Below are 17,516 nucleotides of genomic sequence, written 5' to 3'. Positions count from 1 at the left end.
GGTGCTCGTGTCGTACGCGTATGCCTCGTTCACGCCGGTGTCAACGGATCCCGGCACTCCCCTTATTCCCTACTTCTTTGGTGATCTGAGTCACGACGCGCCAGCCGTGGGCGGGGACGACGGCCGGGTCCCCCTGGTCGTCCTGGTCGTCCGGGTCGTCCGGGAACGCGGGCCGCGCGCCGGCGATGTCGAAGCGGTGCGGCCGGTCGCCGAGGTTCAGCAGCGTGACGACCTCCTCGGCAGGCCGCCCGCGGTCGCCGGGCGGGCGGCTGCGGAGCGCGACGGCCTTGTTGGTGAGCTGTTCGGCCGTGGTCCGGGCTCCGTGCAACCAGGGGTGACGCCTGCGGAAGCCGATGAGCCGCTGGTGAAGCCGGTAAACCTCGGCCCCGTACGGCGTCAGCCCGCCGGGCTCCGCGGGGAACGCCGGTCTGATCGCGTCGTCGCCGCCCGCACGTTCCTCCTTCAGCCCCTGGAACGCCTGCTCGTCCCCGTAGTAGACGCTGGGCAGGCCCGCGACGGTGAACAGCACGGCCAGCGCGTGGCCCAGGTGGCGAGGGTCGTCGAGCCGGGTGGCGAGCCTGGTGACGTCGTGGTTGCCGACGAACGTGAGCGGCACGAACGTGTCGAGCAGCTTGTCGTGGCGGTCGAGGGCCCAGGCGAGCTCGAAGAGGTTCCGGTCGTTGAGTGAGCTCCAGACGGCTTTCCACAGCTCGTACTGGGTGACCGAATCGAGCCCTGATTGCCTGACATATCCGGCGTAGTCGCCGTGGATCACCTCGCCGCCGAACCACGCCTCTGGGTGCCGTTCGCGTACCTCCGGCAGGATCTTCCTCCAGAACCACGCCGGCACGGCGTACGCGGCGTCGAGCCGCCACCCCGAGGCGCCCCGGCCGAGCCAGTGGTCGAGCACGCCGGCCACGTGCTTCTGCACGGCGGGTTCGGCGTGGTCGAGCGCGACGAGCCCGTGGTGGCCCTCGAAGACCTCGTGGTCGCCGCCGGGGCCCCGCTTGAACCATCGTTCGCCGGCCGCGAAGGAGCGGCCCACGTGGTTGAACACGCCGTCGAGGACGATCCGCAGCCCGCGCTCGCGCGCCTTGGCGACGAGGGCGTCGAAGTCCCGGTCGTCGCCGAGACGCGGGTCGATCCTGAAGTGGTCGACGGTGTCGTACCCGTGGGACTCGGCGGCGAAGATCGGGCCGAGCTGGAGGCCCGAACAGCCCAGCTCGACCGCGTAGTCCAGCCACGGCTCCAGTTGCCGCAGCCGGTGCCGCACGCCGGCGGCGCCCGGGGGCGCGATGGCGGGGGCTCCGGTGAAGCCGAGCGGGTAGACCTGCCACCAGATCGCGTGTTCAGCCCACGACGGCACGAACGTTCCTTTCCTTGCCCTTGCCTACGACCCAGGGCAGATACCCGAGCCCCAGGGCCAGCACGCAGCCGATGGCCGTGTCCGCCAGCCGGTATCCGATCGTGACGGGTGGCACGCGTGCGCCGCCCTCCATGAGCAGCAGGACGAGCGGGGTCATGACGGTCGCGTACAAGGTGTAGTTGCGCTCCTTGAGCGCCGGCCGGACCGCGGCCAGCACGGCGACGAGCAGCACGAACAGCCACGACGGCGGCACCCACAACAGCACGGCGGATCCGGCGGCCACTCCGGCGGCGGTGCCGGCGGCCCGCTCGACCGACCGCCGCACCGCTCCGTCCAGCCGGCGCCGGACGACGATCACGACGGTGACGGCGATCCACGACGCGGTCGGCTGGGGCCACAGGAGCCCGACGACCCCGGCGGCGGCGAGGCAGGCGGTCAGGCGGACGGGGTACTGCCACCCGGGCGCGCTCCCCAGCGTCCGCCACCAGCGCCGCAACAGCGCTCTCGCGGTGGGCGCCGGGCGCGCGCCCTCTGGGGCGTCGCGGCGGGGGCGTCTCACGTGGACGCAGAGCACGGTGACCAGCAGGCCCCAGGCGGCCCCTTCGGCGAACAGCACGGCGGCGGCGACCGGCTCGACGCCCTTCGCCGCGCCGGTGCTGATGACCATGAAGACGATGAAGCGGGTGCTGTGCTCGGCCATGGGACGGCTGATCCCGCCGACCACCGCGAGCAGGCCCGCGATCAGCACGACGCCGACGGCGGTGAGCCACCCGCGCCCCGCGACCGCGACCCCGGCGAGCCCCGCCACGGCCGTGCCCGCCACCACAGCGGCTCCTTGGCCCAGGACGCGGCCCAGGGAAGCGCCCGGTGGGACCCCGGGCGGAGAGACCCCGCCCGGCGAGACAGCGCCCGGCGAGACAGCGCCCGGGGAGCCCTCGCCTGGGGAGACGCCGCCCGGGTAGACGCCGCTCACGGCGAGGGCTCCGATGGCGGCCAGGGCGCCGAGCGCGGGCCACCCCGAGGCGACTCCCCACGCGACCGGCCCGCCGAGCCCCAGCCCGGCGGCGACCATGCCTCGCCACTCGATCCGCACGCCGGGAGCCTATCTCAATTTCCTACGCATTGCGTAGCAAGTTGCCGCTATCTGCCGCCATATGCCGCCCAATTAGTAAGTGTTATCGTAGTAATCATGGACGACGAGGAACTGCGGGCCACCGCCGTGGCGCTCCGGCGGGCGACCATCGGCCTGGCGCGGCGCCTGCGCGACGAGCGCCCCGCACACGGCCCGGGCCGGCTGGCGCTCTCCCTGCTCGGCCACCTGCACCGGCGCGGCGCGATGACGGCGGGAGAGCTCGCCGCCGCCGAGCACCTCCAGCCCCAGTCCCTCACCCGCGTGCTCGCCTCGCTGGAGGAGCAGGGCCTGATCCGCCGCTCGCGCGGCGAGACCGATCGGCGCAGGCACCACATCGTCCTCACGGAGCGCGGCACGGCGGCGCTGACGCAGCAGGTCGGCACCACGGATCTGTGGCTGGCCGAGGCGCTGGCCGCCAAGCTCACCCCCGCCGAACGCCGCATCCTGGCGGTGGCGGCCGACCTCCTCGAACAGCTCCAGGCCTAGACGACCCGGTACGGGTCACGCAGAGGGGTGACGCGTTCGGCGAAGTCGGCCTTGATCCGCTCCATGCGCGGCCCTGGGGCGTAGAAGCGGCCCTTGGTCTCGCCGTATGGCTGTAGCCAGCCCTTGGCGGCGAGATCGCGCAGGTCACGTGCAGCTTGCCCCTGACTGAGGCCTTCGTCGGCCTGGTAGCGGCTCCTGCGCAGCCGCCTGTTCACGAACACCTCATAGAGCGCGGAGACCGTACGGCTGTTGAGCCCATCGACGTCGACCTGTTCCTCCAGGAGCATCCAGATCTCTCCGGCCTCGGCGAGGCGCTGGCGGACCCGCTGGGCCTGCATGTGATGTGCCTTCAAGCAGAACCGCACCCATGGCAGCGTGTCCCCGTGAGGGCTCCATCGTCGCCCCCCGACCTGGCGCAGCACGTCGTAGTAGTCGAGGGTGACGCGCTGCTGACCGAGCCACTCCTCGATGGAGCAGAACTCGGGCAGCAGAATCTGCTCCCGGCCGAGGACGAGCGTCTGCAGCGCCCGGGACATTCGGCCGTTGCCGTCGCGCCACGGGTGGATCTTGACGAGGTTGAAGTGCGCCATGGCTGCCCGGACATAGCCAGGGGTGTCGAGGTCGCCCTCGTTGAGCCAGGTGACCAGCTCATTCATCGCACCGGGGACCACCTCGACGTCGGGGCCCTCGTAGACGACCTCTCCCGTGTCGGTGTCGCGGATGTAGATGGATCCCGGCCGGATGACGCCCGGCCCTTTGTTGCGGTGGTGGCCGATGACCATGAAGTTGAGCGCGTTGAGCACCCCGACGTCGTACCGGAACGCCGACGCCCGCGACAGCCCCTGGATGTACGTCAGTGCCTGCTGGTAGCCCGCGATCTCCTGAGCCACCGGCGCCGACGTCTCCAGTGGCTCCTCCCCCGCCATGATCGACTCGATGTCCTCGACGCTGGCCCGGTAGCCCTCGATCGAGTTCGAGCCCTGAATCGCCCGCGCCTGCAACTGCCTGCGCAGCTGCCCGTCCCACCGGTGTGTCTCGGCGAGCCGGTATTTCAGGTCGCGCCGCATCTCCTCGATCTCTTCGAGGACGCCCTTGTCCACGGGCTCCAGCGCCGGGGTCTCGTACAACATGCCCTCATAACAGCATGGGCGAATCATCCAGTCAAATGACTGAATGATTCGCCCATTTTGCCGTGATTAGGCGGCTACCGTGGCGGCCACCTGTGCCGGGGCCAGCGCGATGTCGAGGACCTCGCGCACGTCGCTCACCGTGTGGATGGTCAGCTCGCCGCGAACCTCCTCGGGCACGTCGTCCAGGTCCGGCTCGTTGCGGGCCGGGATGAGGACGGTGGTGATGCCCGCCCGGTGCGCGGCCAGGAGCTTCTGCTTCACGCCGCCGATCGGCAGGACCCGCCCGGTCAGGGAGATCTCGCCGGTCATGGCCACGTCACCGCGTACGAGGCGGCCCGACAGGAGAGAGGCCAGCGCGGTCGTCAGCGTCACACCGGCCGAGGGGCCGTCCTTGGGCACGGCGCCCGCCGGGAAGTGGACGTGGACCGAGCGGTCCTTCAGCGCGGTGACCGGCAGCTCCAGCTCCGCCCCGTGCGAGCGGAGGTAGGACAGCGCGATCCTGGCCGACTCCTTCATCACGTCGCCCAGCTGGCCGGTCAGCGTGAGGCCGGTCTCGCCGGTCTCCGGGTCGGCCAGGGACGCCTCGACGTACAGGACGTCGCCGCCCGCTCCGGTGACCGCCAGGCCCGTCGCCACGCCCGGCACCGAGGTGCGCTGGGTGGACTCGGGCAGCGACGACTCCGGCACGAACCGCGGCCGCCCGAGGTAGCCCACGAGGTCGTCCTCGCCGACCGTCACGGGCAGCTCGTCCTTGGCCGACACCTTGCGCAGGATCCTGGCGACCGAGCGCTCCAGCGACCGGACGCCCGCCTCGCGGGTGTACTCGGCGGCCAGCTTGCGCAGCGCGTCGTCCTCGACCTTGACCTCCTCGGCCGTCAGCCCGGCCAGCTCCAGCTGTCTGGGCAGCAGGTGGTCGCGGGCGATCGCGACCTTCTCGTCCTCGGTGTAGCCGTCGAGCGTGACGATCTCCATCCGGTCCAGCAGCGGCCCGGGGATGGCCTCGAGCACGTTGGCCGTGGCCAGGAACAGCACGTCGGACAGGTCCAGCTCGACCTCGAGGTAGTGGTCGCGGAACGTGTGGTTCTGGGCCGGGTCGAGCACCTCCAGCAGGGCCGCCGTCGGGTCGCCGCGGTAGTCGGCGCCGACCTTGTCGACCTCGTCGAGCAGGACGACCGGGTTCATCGAGCCGGCCTCGCGGATGGCGCGGACGATGCGGCCGGGCAGCGCGCCGACGTAGGTGCGCCGGTGGCCGCGGATCTCGGCCTCGTCGCGTACGCCGCCGAGCGCGACGCGTACGAACTTGCGGCCCATCGCGCGGGCCACGGACTCACCAAGAGAGGTCTTGCCGACTCCGGGAGGGCCTGCGAGGGCGAGCACGGCGCCGCTGCGGCGGCCGCCCACCACGCCGAGGCCCTTGTCCTGGCGGCGCTTGCGCACGGCCAGGTGCTCGATGATGCGGTCCTTCACGTCGGACAGGCCCGTGTGGTCGGCGTCGAGCACGACCCGCGCGCCGGTGATGTCGTAGTTGTCCTCGGTACGCTCGTTCCAGGGGATGTCGAGCACCGTGTCCAGCCAGGTGCGGATCCAGCCGGTCTCAGGGGACTGGTCGGAGGTCCGCTCCAGCTTGTCGACCTCCTTGAGCGCGGCCTCGCGCACCTTCTCCGGCAGGTCGGCGGCCTCGACGCGGGCGCGGTAGTCCTCCTCCTCGGTCTCGGTGTCGCCGTTGAGCTCCTTGAGCTCCTTGCGCACGGCGGCGAGCTGCTGGCGCAGCAGGAACTCGCGCTGCTGCTTCTCCATGCCCTCCTGGACGTCCTTGCGGATCGTCTCGGCGACGTCGAGCTCGGCGAGGTGTTCGCGGGACCACTCGATCAGCCTGGCCAGCCGTTCGGCGGGGTCGGCGGCCTCGAGCAGCTCGACCTTCTGCGCGGTGGTCAGCCAGGGGGTGTAGCCGGAGCTGTCGGCCAGCACCGAGGGGTCGTCGATCTGGTTGACCTGGTCGACCACCTGCCAGGCGCCGCGCTTCTGCAGGATCGTGGTGGCCAGCGCCTTGTACTCCTTGGCCAGCTCGTGGGCGCGCTCGCCGGCCGCGACGGTGTCGATCGTGTCGGCCTCGACCCACAGTGCGGCGCCCGGGCCGGTCGTGCCGGTGCCCACGCGTACGCGGTCGACACCCCGGACCACGGCGGCGGGCTCGCCACCGGGCAGCCTCCCGACCTGCTCGACGACGGCCTGCACGCCGATGGCGCCGTAACGGCCGTCGATCCGGGGAACGAGGAGGACCCGCGGCTTGTTGCCACCGGATGCACGGGCCGCGTCGATGGCAGCGCGCACCTCGGAGTCGGACAGGTCCAGCGGAACCACCATGCCCGGCAGAACGACCTCGTCGTCCAGCGGCAGGACCGGGAGGATCAAGCTCTCACTCATACGAACTCCAAAGGGTTGAGTTATACCGACTCAATTCATTGGAGCCCTTCGTTGTTCCCTCTCTTGCCGATGTTCGCTCACGGCGATCGTAATTGTGTAATTGATACCTGAGGGGGAGGTGCGGGATCAGACCCTGGTGTGACGCCCGGCGGGGGGCGGATCCGTAAGCTTGACCAGGTGATCTCCGTCCCCGGCGCTCGATTCCTCAGCCTCCGCCGGCGCGCGACCGCCGAGAAGCGGGCAGGCGCGCCCGGCTGGCACGACGGCGCGGCGACCTCCGGGCGGCACCGCGACGAGGCGGCGTCCGAGCCACGCGGTGGCGACGCGACGGCCCGGCGACGTGGCGGTGGGGGGCGGTTGGGCGAGCAGGCTGGCCGGTCGCGGTCCGGCACGGACGGCGCGCGGACCAGCGACGAGGGCAGCGGCAGCGAGCGCAGCGACGCCGAGCGGGACAGCGGCGAGCGGGCGTTCTTGGGGCGGGTCGGGGTGCGGGTGGGGCTGGCCGTGCGGGCCGTGCCAGAGCCGTTCAGGCTCGCCTTCTTCCGGGGTGACGCCGATCCGCCCCCGAAGGCGCGGCGGCCGGCGATCCGGGTGCCGAAGTGGCTCAGGCTGCTCGTGCCGTTCGCCACGGTCAACCTCATCCAGGTGGCGGAGCTGTTACTGGCGCTGTTCGCCTACATGGCGACGCTGAGCATGTTGTGGTCGTGGAACGCCGACCCACCGCGCCCCCCGGCCGGAAGCGGGCCTGTCTGGGACGGCTTCGTCTACCTCACCGCCGCCGCGGTCGGGCTGCCCATCGCCCTGCGTGACCGGTGGCCGCTGGCGGCTTGGCGGGTGTCGATCGTGCTCTTCCCCGTGGCCGAATGGGTGACCAAGAAGATCGGTGGCGCGAGCGAGCCGTACCTGGCCTGGCTGATCGTCTCCTATCTGCTGGTCCTCTACGCCGTGGCCGTGCGCTGCGACCGGCGGATCACGGTGGCCGTCTGGGGGGTCACGTTCCTGGGCACCTGGATCGTCGACCCCAATTCGATGCCGGTCGCCATGGTCATCGTGTCGGTGGTGGTGCTGTTCGGCTACAACGTGCGGGTCCGCCGTTCGGCCACGGCCAAGCTGAAGGTGGAGAAGCAGCGCACCCAGCAGGCCGAGAGCGCGCAGGCGGTGCTGGCGGAGCGGGCCCGCATCGCCAGGGAGCTGCACGACGTGGTCGCGCACCACATGTCGGTGATCGCGATCCAGGCGGAGGCGGTGCCGCTCCGGGCCAGGGGCGATGCCGCGCAGCTGGAGGCGGGGCTGGCGGAGATCCGCGGGCTGTCGCTGGAGGCCATCGCCGAGCTGCGCCAGGTTCTCGGTGTGCTGCGCGACCAGGACGGACGCGTCGACACCGCCCCGCAGCCCGGGCTCGACCGGCTCGACGAGCTGGTCTCCAACGCCCGTGCCGCCGGGCTGGCCGTGCTCGTCAAGCGCTCCGGCCCGCTCGACCGGCTGCCCCCGGCCGTGGGGCTGTCCGCGTACCGGATCGTGCAGGAGTCGCTCAGCAACGCGATGCGGCACGCGCCCGGCGCGACGGTGGCGCTGGACATCGCACACAAACGAGGCGAGCTGCGGCTTCGCGTCGCCAACGGCCCGGTCGCCGCGCCCGGGGCCGGGCCGGGCGCGGGCCAGGGGCTGGTGGGCATGCGCGAGCGGGTGACGCTGCTCGGCGGCGCGCTCGACGCCGGGCCCGTGCCGGGTGGAGGCTTCGAGGTACGCGCCACGCTGCCGGTCACCGGCGTCGGCGAGGAGGCCACCACCCCATGAGCCCTGTTGCCGCCGTCGGGGCTGAGGCCCTGAAGCGTTTCGGGCCGACGGCTCATCGCGGGGAACGGCGTTGAACGACCGAGGAGAGGGAGAGCGGTTGATCCGGGTTCTGATCGCCGATGACCAGGGCATGGTGCGCACGGGGTTCACCGTGTTCCTGAGTGGGCAGCCGGACATCGAGGTCGTGGGCGAGGCGGCCAACGGGCAGGAGGCCGTGGAGCGGGCCTCGGCGCTGCGCCCCGACGTGGTGCTCATGGACGTGCGCATGCCGGTCATGAACGGCCTGGAGGCGACCAGGGAGCTCCTGTCCCGTGGCGGCGGCGCGCCGAAGGTGCTCATCCTGACGACGTTCGACCTCGACGACTACGTCTACGAGGCGTTGCGCGCCGGGGCCAGCGGGTTCCTGCTCAAGGACGCCTCCGCCGCGCAGCTCGCCGAGGCGGTCCGCGTGGTCGCCGCCGGGGACGCGCTCATCGCCCCGGCGATCACCAAGCGGCTGATCCACGAGTTCGCCAGGCTGGGCGCGCCGCGACCGGTGGCGGGCAGGCGGCTGGCTGAGCTGACCGAGCGCGAGACGGAGGTGCTGACGCTGGTCGCGCAGGCGCTGTCCAACCAGGAGATCGCGGAGAAGCTGTTCGTGGCGGAGCAGACGGTCAAGACGCACGTCGGGCGGGTGCTGATGAAGCTCGGCCTGCGCGACCGCGCCCAGGCGATCGTCTTCGCCTACGAGACCGGCCTGGTCCGGCCCGGCGAGTGACCTCCGACAGGCCGGTCGCTCTTGAGGCCGGTCGCTCTTGAGGCCGGTCGACTCCCCTCGCGCGTGGTCGAGGAACCAGCGCACCGCCGTCGGCGCCGTACGGGCCGCATCGCCCCACGCCGCCCACCGCGACCACTCCGCGCCCTCGCGATGCCGGGCCCTGGGCACCACGCACGGGGTGTCGGCGCGGGCGCGTTCGTCAACGCTCATGGACCGGGCACTCCGGGGAGCAGCCCGGTCGCCCGGTGGGCCCGTGCCCACTCGCGCAGCGTGCGGCGGCAGTGCTTGCGACCGCCGCCGATCAAGGGGACGCCGGGTACGAACATGGGCTCGCGTCGATCATCTTGATCGGGACGACGAAGGCCTCGGCGGAGCCCGCGTCAGTCGTCATGACCGGGACGACGAAGACCTCGACAGAGCCCGCGTCGATCATCATGACCGGGACCACGAAGCGCCCGGGAAACGAGCCGACGCGGGGCCGGCTCCGCCCTCGAAAGACGAACATCGCGTGTCTCGACGTCCCCTCGCGCGGCCCCGTTCCCCTGCGCGGGCCGCCGCCGTACAGTCGGCTGATGGACCCGGTTGAGCTCTTCCATCAGGTGGCGGCGACCGTTCCCGCCTACAGGGCCTTTCTGGCGGAGAACCACATCAACCCCGAGCAGATCACGACATATCAGGATTTCGTCGGGCTGCCGATGACGTCCAAGGAGAGCTACACCCACCGCCACCCCCTCCCCGACCTCTGCAGGAACGGCGTGATCGGGGACATCATCGCCGTGTCCTCCGGCTCGACCGGCGTCCCGTCCTTCTGGCCGCGCTCGGCGGCGGACGAGCGCGTGATCGCCGCCCGGTTCGAGGAGGTCTTCAGGGACTCCTTCGACGCCCGCGAGCGCCGCACCCTCGCCGTCGTCTGCTTCGCCCTGGGCACCTGGGTCGGCGGCCTGTTCACCGTCAACTGCTGCCGCCACCTGGCCGAACGCGGTTACCCGATCACCGTGGTCGCCCCCGGGACCGACCGGAGGGAGATCCTGCGGGTGATCCCCGAGCTGGCGCCCCACTTCGACCAGGTGGTGCTCCTGGGCTACCCGCCGTTCCTCAAGAACGTCATCGACACCGAGGACCTCCCCTGGGCCGACTGGAACGTCAAGCTCGTCACGGCCGGCGAGGTGTTCAGCGAGGAGTGGCGCACGCTGGTCGCGCGGCGGGCCGGAATCGCGGACCCCGTCAGGGGCATCGCCTCCCTGTACGGCACCGCCGACGCGGGGGTCCTGGGCAACGAGACCGCGCTGTCCGTCGAGATCCGGCGCTTCCTGTCCACGCGCCCGGACACGGCCAGGGAGCTGTTCGGCGAGTCCAGGCTGCCGACGCTCATCCAGTACGACCCGGATGTCCGCTTCTTCGAGGAGCAGGAGGGCACCCTGCTCTTCTCCGGCGACAACGGCATTCCGCTCATCCGGTACCACATCGCCGATGAGGGCGGCGTGGTGCCGTACGAGGACATGCTGGGCTTCGTCCGGCGGCACGGCTTCGAGCCGGCGGCCCGGGGGCCGCAGCGACCGTTCGTGTACGTCTTCGGCCGCAGCCACTTCACCGTGTCCTACTACGGCGCGAACCTCTACCCGGAGAACATCGCGATCGGCCTGGAACAGCCCGAGGTCAGCAGGTCGGTCACGGGCAAGTTCGTGATGGAGGTGGTGGAGGACGCCAACCGGGACCGGCACCTGACGATCACGGTGGAGCTGATGCCCGGCGAGAAGCCGGCCGACGAGATCGCCCAGGCCGTGGGTGAGTCGATCCTGGCCCAGCTGCGACGGCTGAACAGCGAGTTCGCGAACTATGTGCCGGTCTCGCAGCAGGCGCCGTTCATCCGGCTCCGGGAGTCCGGCGACCCCGAGTACTTCCCGCCAGGCGCCAAACACCGTTACACCCGCTGACGACACGGGGCCGCGGTCCAGCACGCGTCGCAGTCCCACGTCCCCCTCCAGAACCCGCGCCCCCTCCGGCACTCCGGAACCCGCGCCCCCTCCGGCACTCCGGAACCCGCGTGCCCCGGTACTCCGGAACCCGTGCCCCTCAAATACTCGGGAACCCACGTCCCCCCGGAACTCCGGGACCCGCTTCCCCCCGGAACTCCGGGACCCGCTTCCCCCCGGAACTCCGGGACCCGCTTCCCCCGATACTCCTGAACCCGCGTCCCCCTCAGGTACTCGGGAACCGCGCCCCCCGATACTCCGGGACCGCACCCCCCGGTACTCCGGAACCCGCGTCCCCCTCCGGTACTACGAAAAAGCTCAAACCCTGCGGTGACGCGGGCGACGGGCCACTCTCCGTAACGTTCCCGGCATGCTCAGAAACCTTCTGCTGGCGGGGCTCGTGACGGTGGGCGCGCTCGTGCTGTGGCCGGGGCCGCCGAGCGGACGGCTGGTACGCGTCTACGGCGACCTGGCAACGGCCGACCGGGTCGCGATCATCGTGCCGGGCGCCGACACCACGGTCGCCACGTTCGACGACGGCACGAAGCGGCCCGGAGGCGCGGCGAGAGCGCTGCTGGCGGAGGCCACGCGGCTCGCCCCGGGCGAGCGGCTGGCGGTGGTGGCCTGGCTCGGCTACGACTCCCCGCGCACGCTGAGCCTGGGCGTGATCACCAGCGACGCGGCGGTCAAGGGGGCCCGGGAGCTGCGCCGCACCGTCACGGACCTCCACGCGCGCACCCCGGCGCCGATCGCGCTGCTGTGCCACAGCTACGGCTCGGTCCTGTGCGCCAGAGCCATCCCCGGCTTACCCGTCGCCGACCTCGCCGTCTTCGGCAGCCCCGGCCTCGACACCCCCTCGGCCACCGCCCTGACCCTGCCGGCACACGCTGCCGCCACCCTGGCCCAGCCAGCACACGCGACCGCCACCCCGGCCCAACCCGCACAGGCGGTGACCACCCAAGCCCAACCCGCACAGGCGGTGACCATCCCGGCCCAGCCAGCACACGCGACCGCCACCCCGGCCCAGGCAGCACACGCGGCGGACACCGCCCGAGCCGCAGGCAATGCTCGCGGTGCGACCGGCGCACCCAGCGCTCAGGGTGCGCCGGTCGCGCAAGGCGCTCGGCACGCGCGAGGCGGCGCCCAGAGTGCCCAGGACGCGGCAAGCCCGCGGGTCACTCCACCCTCGGCAGCCGTGCGGAGTGGTGCGCAGGGCGGCGCGACGGCGGCGACAGCGGCGCCGCTGCGAGTGTGGGCGGGGCTGGGGGAAAGCGACTGGGTCAGGTTCGTGCTGAAGGTCAAAATCGGGCCGGCAGGCTTCGGCGCCGACCCCATGAGCCCTTCGTTCGGGGCCCGTGTCTTCGCGGTGGGCTCGGGCGGCCACAGCGACTACTTCACCCCTGGGACCCCGTCACTGCGTAACCTGACCCTTATCGCTCTCGGTCACGCAGGCGAGGTGACCTCTTGACGTGGCGTTTCCTGGGTACGAGAGGAGAAGAGCCGGTTTTGATGACATGGTGTCGTCATCAGCTTGACGCCGGATGCCGATGTTTGTGACACTTCGTCATAAAACGTCTGCGCGAGTTGAGGTAGGCCGTGACCACGCCGTTCTCCGAAACCCTGAAGAACGCCACCTGGACCGACCACGAGTCCGCCGAAGGCGAGAGCTATCTCGCGGAGCTCATGGGCGGCCGGTTGAGCGAACACGAATACGGCGAGATGGTGGCCCAGCACTACTTCGCGTACATCGCGCTCGACGGTGTGTCGCGTGAGCTGGCCGACCATCCGGTGGCGGGCCGGTTCGTCTTTCCCGAGCTCTATCGGGAGCGAGCGCTGGAGCGGGACCTGGCGACGGTCTACGGCCCGAGCTGGCAGAGCCGGATCGTACCGTCCAAGGCCACGCGCACGCTGGTCGCACGCATCCACCAGGTCGCCAATTGGCCGAGTGGCTATATCGCCCACCACTACACGCGCTATCTGGGCGATCTGTCCGGCGGCCAGTTCATCCGCATGGAGCTGCAGAAGATCTACGGGTACAGCTCTGGCGGGGGTGTCGACTTCTACATCTTCGACGGGCTGGGCAGCTTGCCGAGGTTCAAGAACGAATACCGTGCACGGCTGGACGAGCTGGAGCTGGACGACCGGGAGCAGCAGCGCATGATCCGCGAGGTGAAGCTGGCGTACCAGCTCAACACCGAGGTGCTGACCGAGCTCCTCCACGTCGTCAAAACCGCCGCCTGACCGCCAGTGCCGGCCATCCTCCGTACGCCCCTACGACCGCCCATCGCCCAACGGCCGACGGCCGTCCCCTCCACGCCGTCACGACCGCCACCTCCGTACCAACAGCTCACCCTGAGGAGCCGCTACCCAACTGCCGGCGGCCACCCTCTCAACGCCGTCACGACCGACGCCCGCGTACCAGCGGCTCGCCGTTGGACCTGCCGCCCGCATTTCAGCGGCTCGCCATCAGGACCCGCCGCCGCGATGGCCGGCGGCGATCTCGTCACGCCGTCGCGGACCGCTCCTTCCACAGATGGCCCCCGACCACGCTGTCGGAACTGCCCGGCTGCCCAGTCGCCAGCGGTCGCTCTCCTCAACAACGTCCAACCGCCAGCCGACCACCGACGCCGCCCTCATGACCGCCGCCCAACCGCCAGCGACCCATCGTCACGGCCACCGTCCGACCACCGGCGCCCGCCGTTTCCGCTGGCCCCTGCCGCCGCGGCTCAGTGTCAAGACAGCCCGACGGCAACCGCCCCCATGACCGCAACCCGACCACCAACTCGCCGGACCGCCGCCCGACCACCAATCGCCGAGTCGCCGCCCGACCACCAACGCCCACGCCCGGCCGCTGCCCCCACCACCAGCGGCTCAGCGTCAAGACAGCCCGACGGCAACCGCCCCCATGACCGTCGCCCCCCATGACCGCAACCCGACCACCAACTCGCCGGACCGCCGCCCGGCCACCAACGCCCGCCCCTGCCGCTGGCCCCTGCCGTCAGCGGCTCGGCGTCAAAACGGCCCGACGGTAACTGTCCTCATGGCCGGAGCTCGACCGCCGGTGGCCGGGTTGTCGTCCCGGCGGCTACCGGCGCCGGCCGGGCTCGGAGGGTGAATGGGGGGATCGTGCGGTGGCTGTTCACGATCCCCGCCTACCATGGGCCTATGCCTCGGATCTCCGCCGCCACGATCGGCGAGCATCGAACGCAGACGCGTGACCGCATCCTCCAGGCCGTCTCCCGGCTGTCCAGGGTGCACGGCATCGATACGATCTCGATGACGGACGTGGCCGGCGAGGCGGGGATCACCAGGACCGTCCTGTACAACTACTTCCCGGACAAGGCTGCTCTCTTGCTGGCGTTCACCGAGCGGGTGACTCAATACTTCATCGACAGCTACGAGCAGGAGCTGCCGGAGAGCGCCTCTCCGGCAGATCGGCTGCGGGTGTTCGTGCGGCTGCAGCTGGCCGGGCTGCTCGCCCATCCTCATCCGGGTGCCGCCGATCTCAGTGCCGCGCTCGGGCCCGACGCCTACCAGCAGCTGGCCGAGCATGTCGCGCCCATGCAGCGCATCCTGGTGGAGATCCTCGAGAGCGGCGTCGAGTCCGGCGAGTTCCGGGTGCTCGACGTGCAGGCCACGGCTCGCATGATCCTCGCCGTCGTCGGCGCCGAGCGGGTTCCGCTGATCAGCGGGAACGTGACGGTGGACCGGGCCGGGGAGCTGGTGTCCGAGTTCGTGCTGCGGGCCATCGGCGGGCTCACGTGAGCGCTGCGAACGACGGCGCGGGAACGGCGCCCGGGGACGGCCACGTCCAGCTCGGGTCCGTGCGCGGCCGGTGGATCCTGGCCGCGACCGTGCTCGGCTCGGGGCTGGCGCTGCTCGACAGCACCGTGGTCAACGTCGCCCTCCCGTTCCTGGGCGACGAGCTCGACGCGGGCATGGACGGCCTGCAGTGGACGATCAACGCGTACACGCTCACCCTCGCCGGGCTGATCCTGCTGGGCGGGTCCCTGGGCGATCGGTACGGGCGGCGGAAGATCTTCATGATCGGCACCGTGTGGTTCGCCGTGGCGTCGGCGCTGTGCGGGCTGTCGCCGAACATCGAGTTCCTGATCGCGGCCCGGGCCCTGCAGGGCATCGGCGGGGCGCTGCTCACGCCGGGTTCGCTGGCGATCATCCAGGCGTCGTTCGTGCAGCACGACCGGCCGCGGGCCGTGGGAGTGTGGTCCGGGCTGGGCGGCGTGGCCAGCGCGATCGGGCCGCTGCTCGGCGGCTGGCTGGTGCAGAGCGTGGGGTGGCGCTGGGCGTTCCTGATCAACCTGCCGTTCGCGCTGCTCATCGTGTTCGTGACGATGCGGCACGTGCCGGAGAGCAGGGACGAGCAGGCGGCGGGGCGGTTCGACGTGCTGGGGGCGGCGCTGGCGGCGCTGGCGCTGGCCGGGATCACGTACGGGCTGATCGAGATGGGCGCGCCGGTGCCGCTGATCGCGGGGCTGGCGCTGGGGGCGATCTTCGTGGTGACCGAGATCCGCAGGTCGCCGAACGCGCTGGTGCCGGTGGAGATCTTCCGCAACCCGGTGTTCACCGCCGTGAACGTGGTGACACTGATCATGTACGCGGCCATGGGCGTGGTGTTCTTCCTGCTGGTGGTGCAGCTCCAGGTGGTGTCGGGATTCGGGCCCATCGCGGCGGGGCTGGCGATGTTGCCGACGACGATCCTGATGCTGCTGCTGTCGCCACGGGCCGGCGAGGTGGCCAAGCGCATCGGGCCACGCTGGCCGATGACGGCCGGGATCCTGCTCGCGGCCTGCGGTTTCCTCGCGATGAGCACGATCGGGCCGGGCGCTTCCTACCCGCTGCAGGTGCTGCCCGCGGCGACCCTCTTCGGGCTGGGGCTGTCGGCGACGGTCGCGCCGCTGACCTCGACCGTGCTGGCCACGGCCGAGGAGAGGCACGCGGGCACCGCCAGCGGCGTCAACAACGCCGTGGCCCGCACCGGGAGCCTGCTCGCCGTCGCCGCCGTGCCGCCGCTGGTCGGGCTGGTGGGCGACGCGTTCAAGAACCCGCCGGTGTTCAACGCCGGGTTCCACCTGGCGATGCTGATCAGCGCCGTGATGATGGTGGTGGCGGCGCTGATCACGTTCTTCTCCATCAGGACGAACGTCCTGGCGGTCAAGGACTAACTCCGGCAGGCGTCGTCAGAAGGTGAACGCCTGGCTGCGGACGCTGTTGTCGAAGTTCGACAGCAGCAGGTCGGGCTCGCCGACCGAGCGGAGGTCGGGCAGCCTGGTCAGCAGCTCGCGGAACATCGTACGCATCTCCTGCCTGGCCAGGTTGGCGCCGAGGCAGAAGTGCGGCCCGGGGCCGCCGAAGCCGACGTGCGGCTTGGTCTCGCGGGTGATGTCGAACGTGTCGGCGTCGGGGAAGACCGACTCGTCCCGGTTGGCCGACCCGTAGAAGAGGACGACCTTGTCGCCCTTCTTCAGCTCCAGCCCGCGCAGCGAGCAGTCCTCGGTGACCGTGCGCCGGAACTGCATGATCGGCGACACGTACCGGACCATCTCCTCGATCGCGCCGTTGATGTGCGTGTCGAAGTCGCCCGTCAGCAGCTCGCGCTGCGCCGGGTTGTCGGTGAGGAGCTTGACGCCGTGGGCCATCGTGTTGCGGGCCGTCTCGTTGCCCGCGACCAGCAGCAGCGAGAAGAACGAGCCGAGCTCCTTGTCAGTCAGCTTCTCCCCGTCGGGGTTGGCGTTGACCAGCAGGGAGACCAGGTCGCCCTTGGGGTCGGCGACGCGCTCGTGGCCGAGCTTGATGACCATGCGCTGCAGGGCGAGCAGGGCCAGCATGTTCTGTCCGGCCATCTGGACGCTGCGGGCCAGGCTGGGGCGCACGCCGGTGTAGGCGGTGGAGATGTCGACGTGCTGGTGGACCTTCTCGCGCAGCTCCTGCGGGATGTCCAGCATGTCGCAGATGACGTGGATGGGCAGCCGGGCGGCCACCTGGGTGACGAAGTCGCTCGGCCCGTCCCTGACGACGTCGTCCACGATGCGGGCGCAGGCGGCCTCGATATCGCTCTGCAGGTTGGCCAGCATCTTCGGGCTGAACGAGCGGGTGACGATCCGGCGCAGGCGGGCGTGGCGCGGGTCGTCCATGTTGACCATCGACTCCCCGAACACCTGCTTCACCCAGCCCGGCGGCTCCGGGTTGGTGACGGCGGGCTCGCTGGAGAAGAGCTTGGCGTTGCGGCTGGCCTCGACCACGTCCGCGTGGCGTACGAGGGCGTAGAAACCCTTGCCCGAGCGGAGGAACGGCACCTTCTTCTCGGGGAAGAACACCGGATGCTCCAACTGCCGGAGCCGGGCGAACGCCTCGTTACGCTCTTTCGGCGGCTTGCGCCAGAAATCCAGATCCGCGAGATCGATGTCCACGCGTCTATCCTGGCACGTTCCCA

The 17,516-nt window shown here is 71.0% G+C and carries 14 protein-coding genes; 8 read left to right on the top strand and 6 right to left on the bottom strand.

What is annotated here, in order from left to right:
* Nucleotides 1-40: 40 nt before the first annotated feature.
* Nucleotides 41-1,366: an alpha-amylase family protein gene (locus tag ACIBQ1_RS02700; RefSeq protein WP_397274189.1), complete on the bottom strand. Its 1,326-nt coding sequence runs from the start codon at nt 1,364-1,366 to the stop codon at nt 41-43.
* The gene (locus ACIBQ1_RS02695; RefSeq protein ID WP_397274188.1) at nt 1,350-2,459 is read right to left on the bottom strand and encodes an FUSC family protein; all 1,110 of its coding nucleotides are present in this window, start codon (nt 2,457-2,459) and stop codon (nt 1,350-1,352) included. Before ACIBQ1_RS02695 ends, ACIBQ1_RS02700 begins: the two co-directional genes overlap by 17 nt.
* Nucleotides 2,460-2,555: 96 nt before the next feature.
* Between ACIBQ1_RS02695 and ACIBQ1_RS02690 the strand changes: the two genes are divergently transcribed.
* Complete coding sequence (locus ACIBQ1_RS02690; protein WP_397274187.1) at nt 2,556-2,984, top strand: MarR family winged helix-turn-helix transcriptional regulator; 429 nt, start codon at nt 2,556-2,558, stop codon at nt 2,982-2,984.
* On the opposite strand, the gene ACIBQ1_RS02685 is transcribed toward ACIBQ1_RS02690, so the two are convergent.
* On the bottom strand, nt 2,981-4,114 hold the full coding sequence (locus ACIBQ1_RS02685; RefSeq protein WP_397274186.1) for a Fic family protein: 1,134 nt from the start codon (nt 4,112-4,114) through the stop codon (nt 2,981-2,983). The genes ACIBQ1_RS02690 and ACIBQ1_RS02685 overlap by 4 nt on opposite strands.
* Nucleotides 4,115-4,180: 66 nt before the next feature.
* Complete coding sequence (lon, locus tag ACIBQ1_RS02680) at nt 4,181-6,538, bottom strand: endopeptidase La (RefSeq protein WP_397274185.1); 2,358 nt, start codon at nt 6,536-6,538, stop codon at nt 4,181-4,183.
* A 177-nt stretch (nt 6,539-6,715) separates the two neighbouring features.
* Here lon and ACIBQ1_RS02675 point away from each other — a divergent pair, with 177 nt between their 5' ends.
* Entirely contained in the window at nt 6,716-8,335 is a 1,620-nt protein-coding gene (locus tag ACIBQ1_RS02675; protein WP_397274184.1) for a sensor histidine kinase, read from the top strand.
* Between the two features lie 97 nt (nt 8,336-8,432).
* Nucleotides 8,433-9,092 carry a response regulator gene (locus tag ACIBQ1_RS02670; protein ID WP_397274183.1) on the top strand — a complete coding sequence of 220 codons (660 nt, stop codon included), beginning with the start codon at nt 8,433-8,435 and terminating at the stop codon, nt 9,090-9,092.
* A gap of 301 nt (nt 9,093-9,393) precedes the next feature.
* Here ACIBQ1_RS02670 and ACIBQ1_RS02665 read toward each other — a convergent pair whose 3' ends face one another.
* Nucleotides 9,394-9,528, bottom strand: coding sequence for a hypothetical protein (locus ACIBQ1_RS02665; RefSeq protein WP_397274182.1), 135 nt, complete (start codon nt 9,526-9,528; stop codon nt 9,394-9,396).
* A 136-nt stretch (nt 9,529-9,664) separates the two neighbouring features.
* Between ACIBQ1_RS02665 and ACIBQ1_RS02660 the strand changes: the two genes are divergently transcribed.
* From ACIBQ1_RS02660 to ACIBQ1_RS02640, 5 genes are all read left to right on the top strand, one after another.
* Entirely contained in the window at nt 9,665-11,026 is a 1,362-nt protein-coding gene (locus ACIBQ1_RS02660) for a phenylacetate--CoA ligase family protein (RefSeq protein ID WP_397274181.1), read from the top strand.
* Nucleotides 11,027-11,435: 409 nt separating this feature from the next.
* Nucleotides 11,436-12,533 (top strand): alpha/beta hydrolase, encoded by a 1,098-nt coding sequence (locus ACIBQ1_RS02655; RefSeq protein ID WP_397274180.1) that lies wholly within the window; start codon nt 11,436-11,438, stop codon nt 12,531-12,533.
* Between the two features lie 128 nt (nt 12,534-12,661).
* Entirely contained in the window at nt 12,662-13,306 is a 645-nt protein-coding gene (locus tag ACIBQ1_RS02650) for a heme oxygenase (biliverdin-producing) (RefSeq protein ID WP_397274179.1), read from the top strand.
* 924 nt (nt 13,307-14,230) lie between these two features.
* Entirely contained in the window at nt 14,231-14,830 is a 600-nt protein-coding gene (locus tag ACIBQ1_RS02645) for a TetR/AcrR family transcriptional regulator (protein WP_397274178.1), read from the top strand.
* Nucleotides 14,827-16,248 carry an MFS transporter gene (locus ACIBQ1_RS02640; protein WP_397274177.1) on the top strand — a complete coding sequence of 474 codons (1,422 nt, stop codon included), beginning with the start codon at nt 14,827-14,829 and terminating at the stop codon, nt 16,246-16,248. The genes ACIBQ1_RS02645 and ACIBQ1_RS02640 overlap by 4 nt, the downstream gene beginning before the upstream one ends.
* 15 nt (nt 16,249-16,263) lie before the next feature.
* On the opposite strand, the gene ACIBQ1_RS02635 is transcribed toward ACIBQ1_RS02640, so the two are convergent.
* A complete protein-coding gene (locus tag ACIBQ1_RS02635) occupies nt 16,264-17,493 on the bottom strand; it encodes a cytochrome P450 (protein ID WP_397274176.1) in 1,230 nt (409 codons plus the stop codon).
* Between the last annotated feature and the right edge of the window lie 23 nt (nt 17,494-17,516).

The sequence above is a fragment of the Nonomuraea sp. NPDC050153 genome (assembly GCF_044460125.1).
GTDB lineage: Bacteria > Actinomycetota > Actinomycetes > Streptosporangiales > Streptosporangiaceae > Nonomuraea.
The sequence above is the reverse complement of the archived record's forward strand: the minus strand, read 5'-3'. Positions and strand labels throughout refer to the sequence as shown.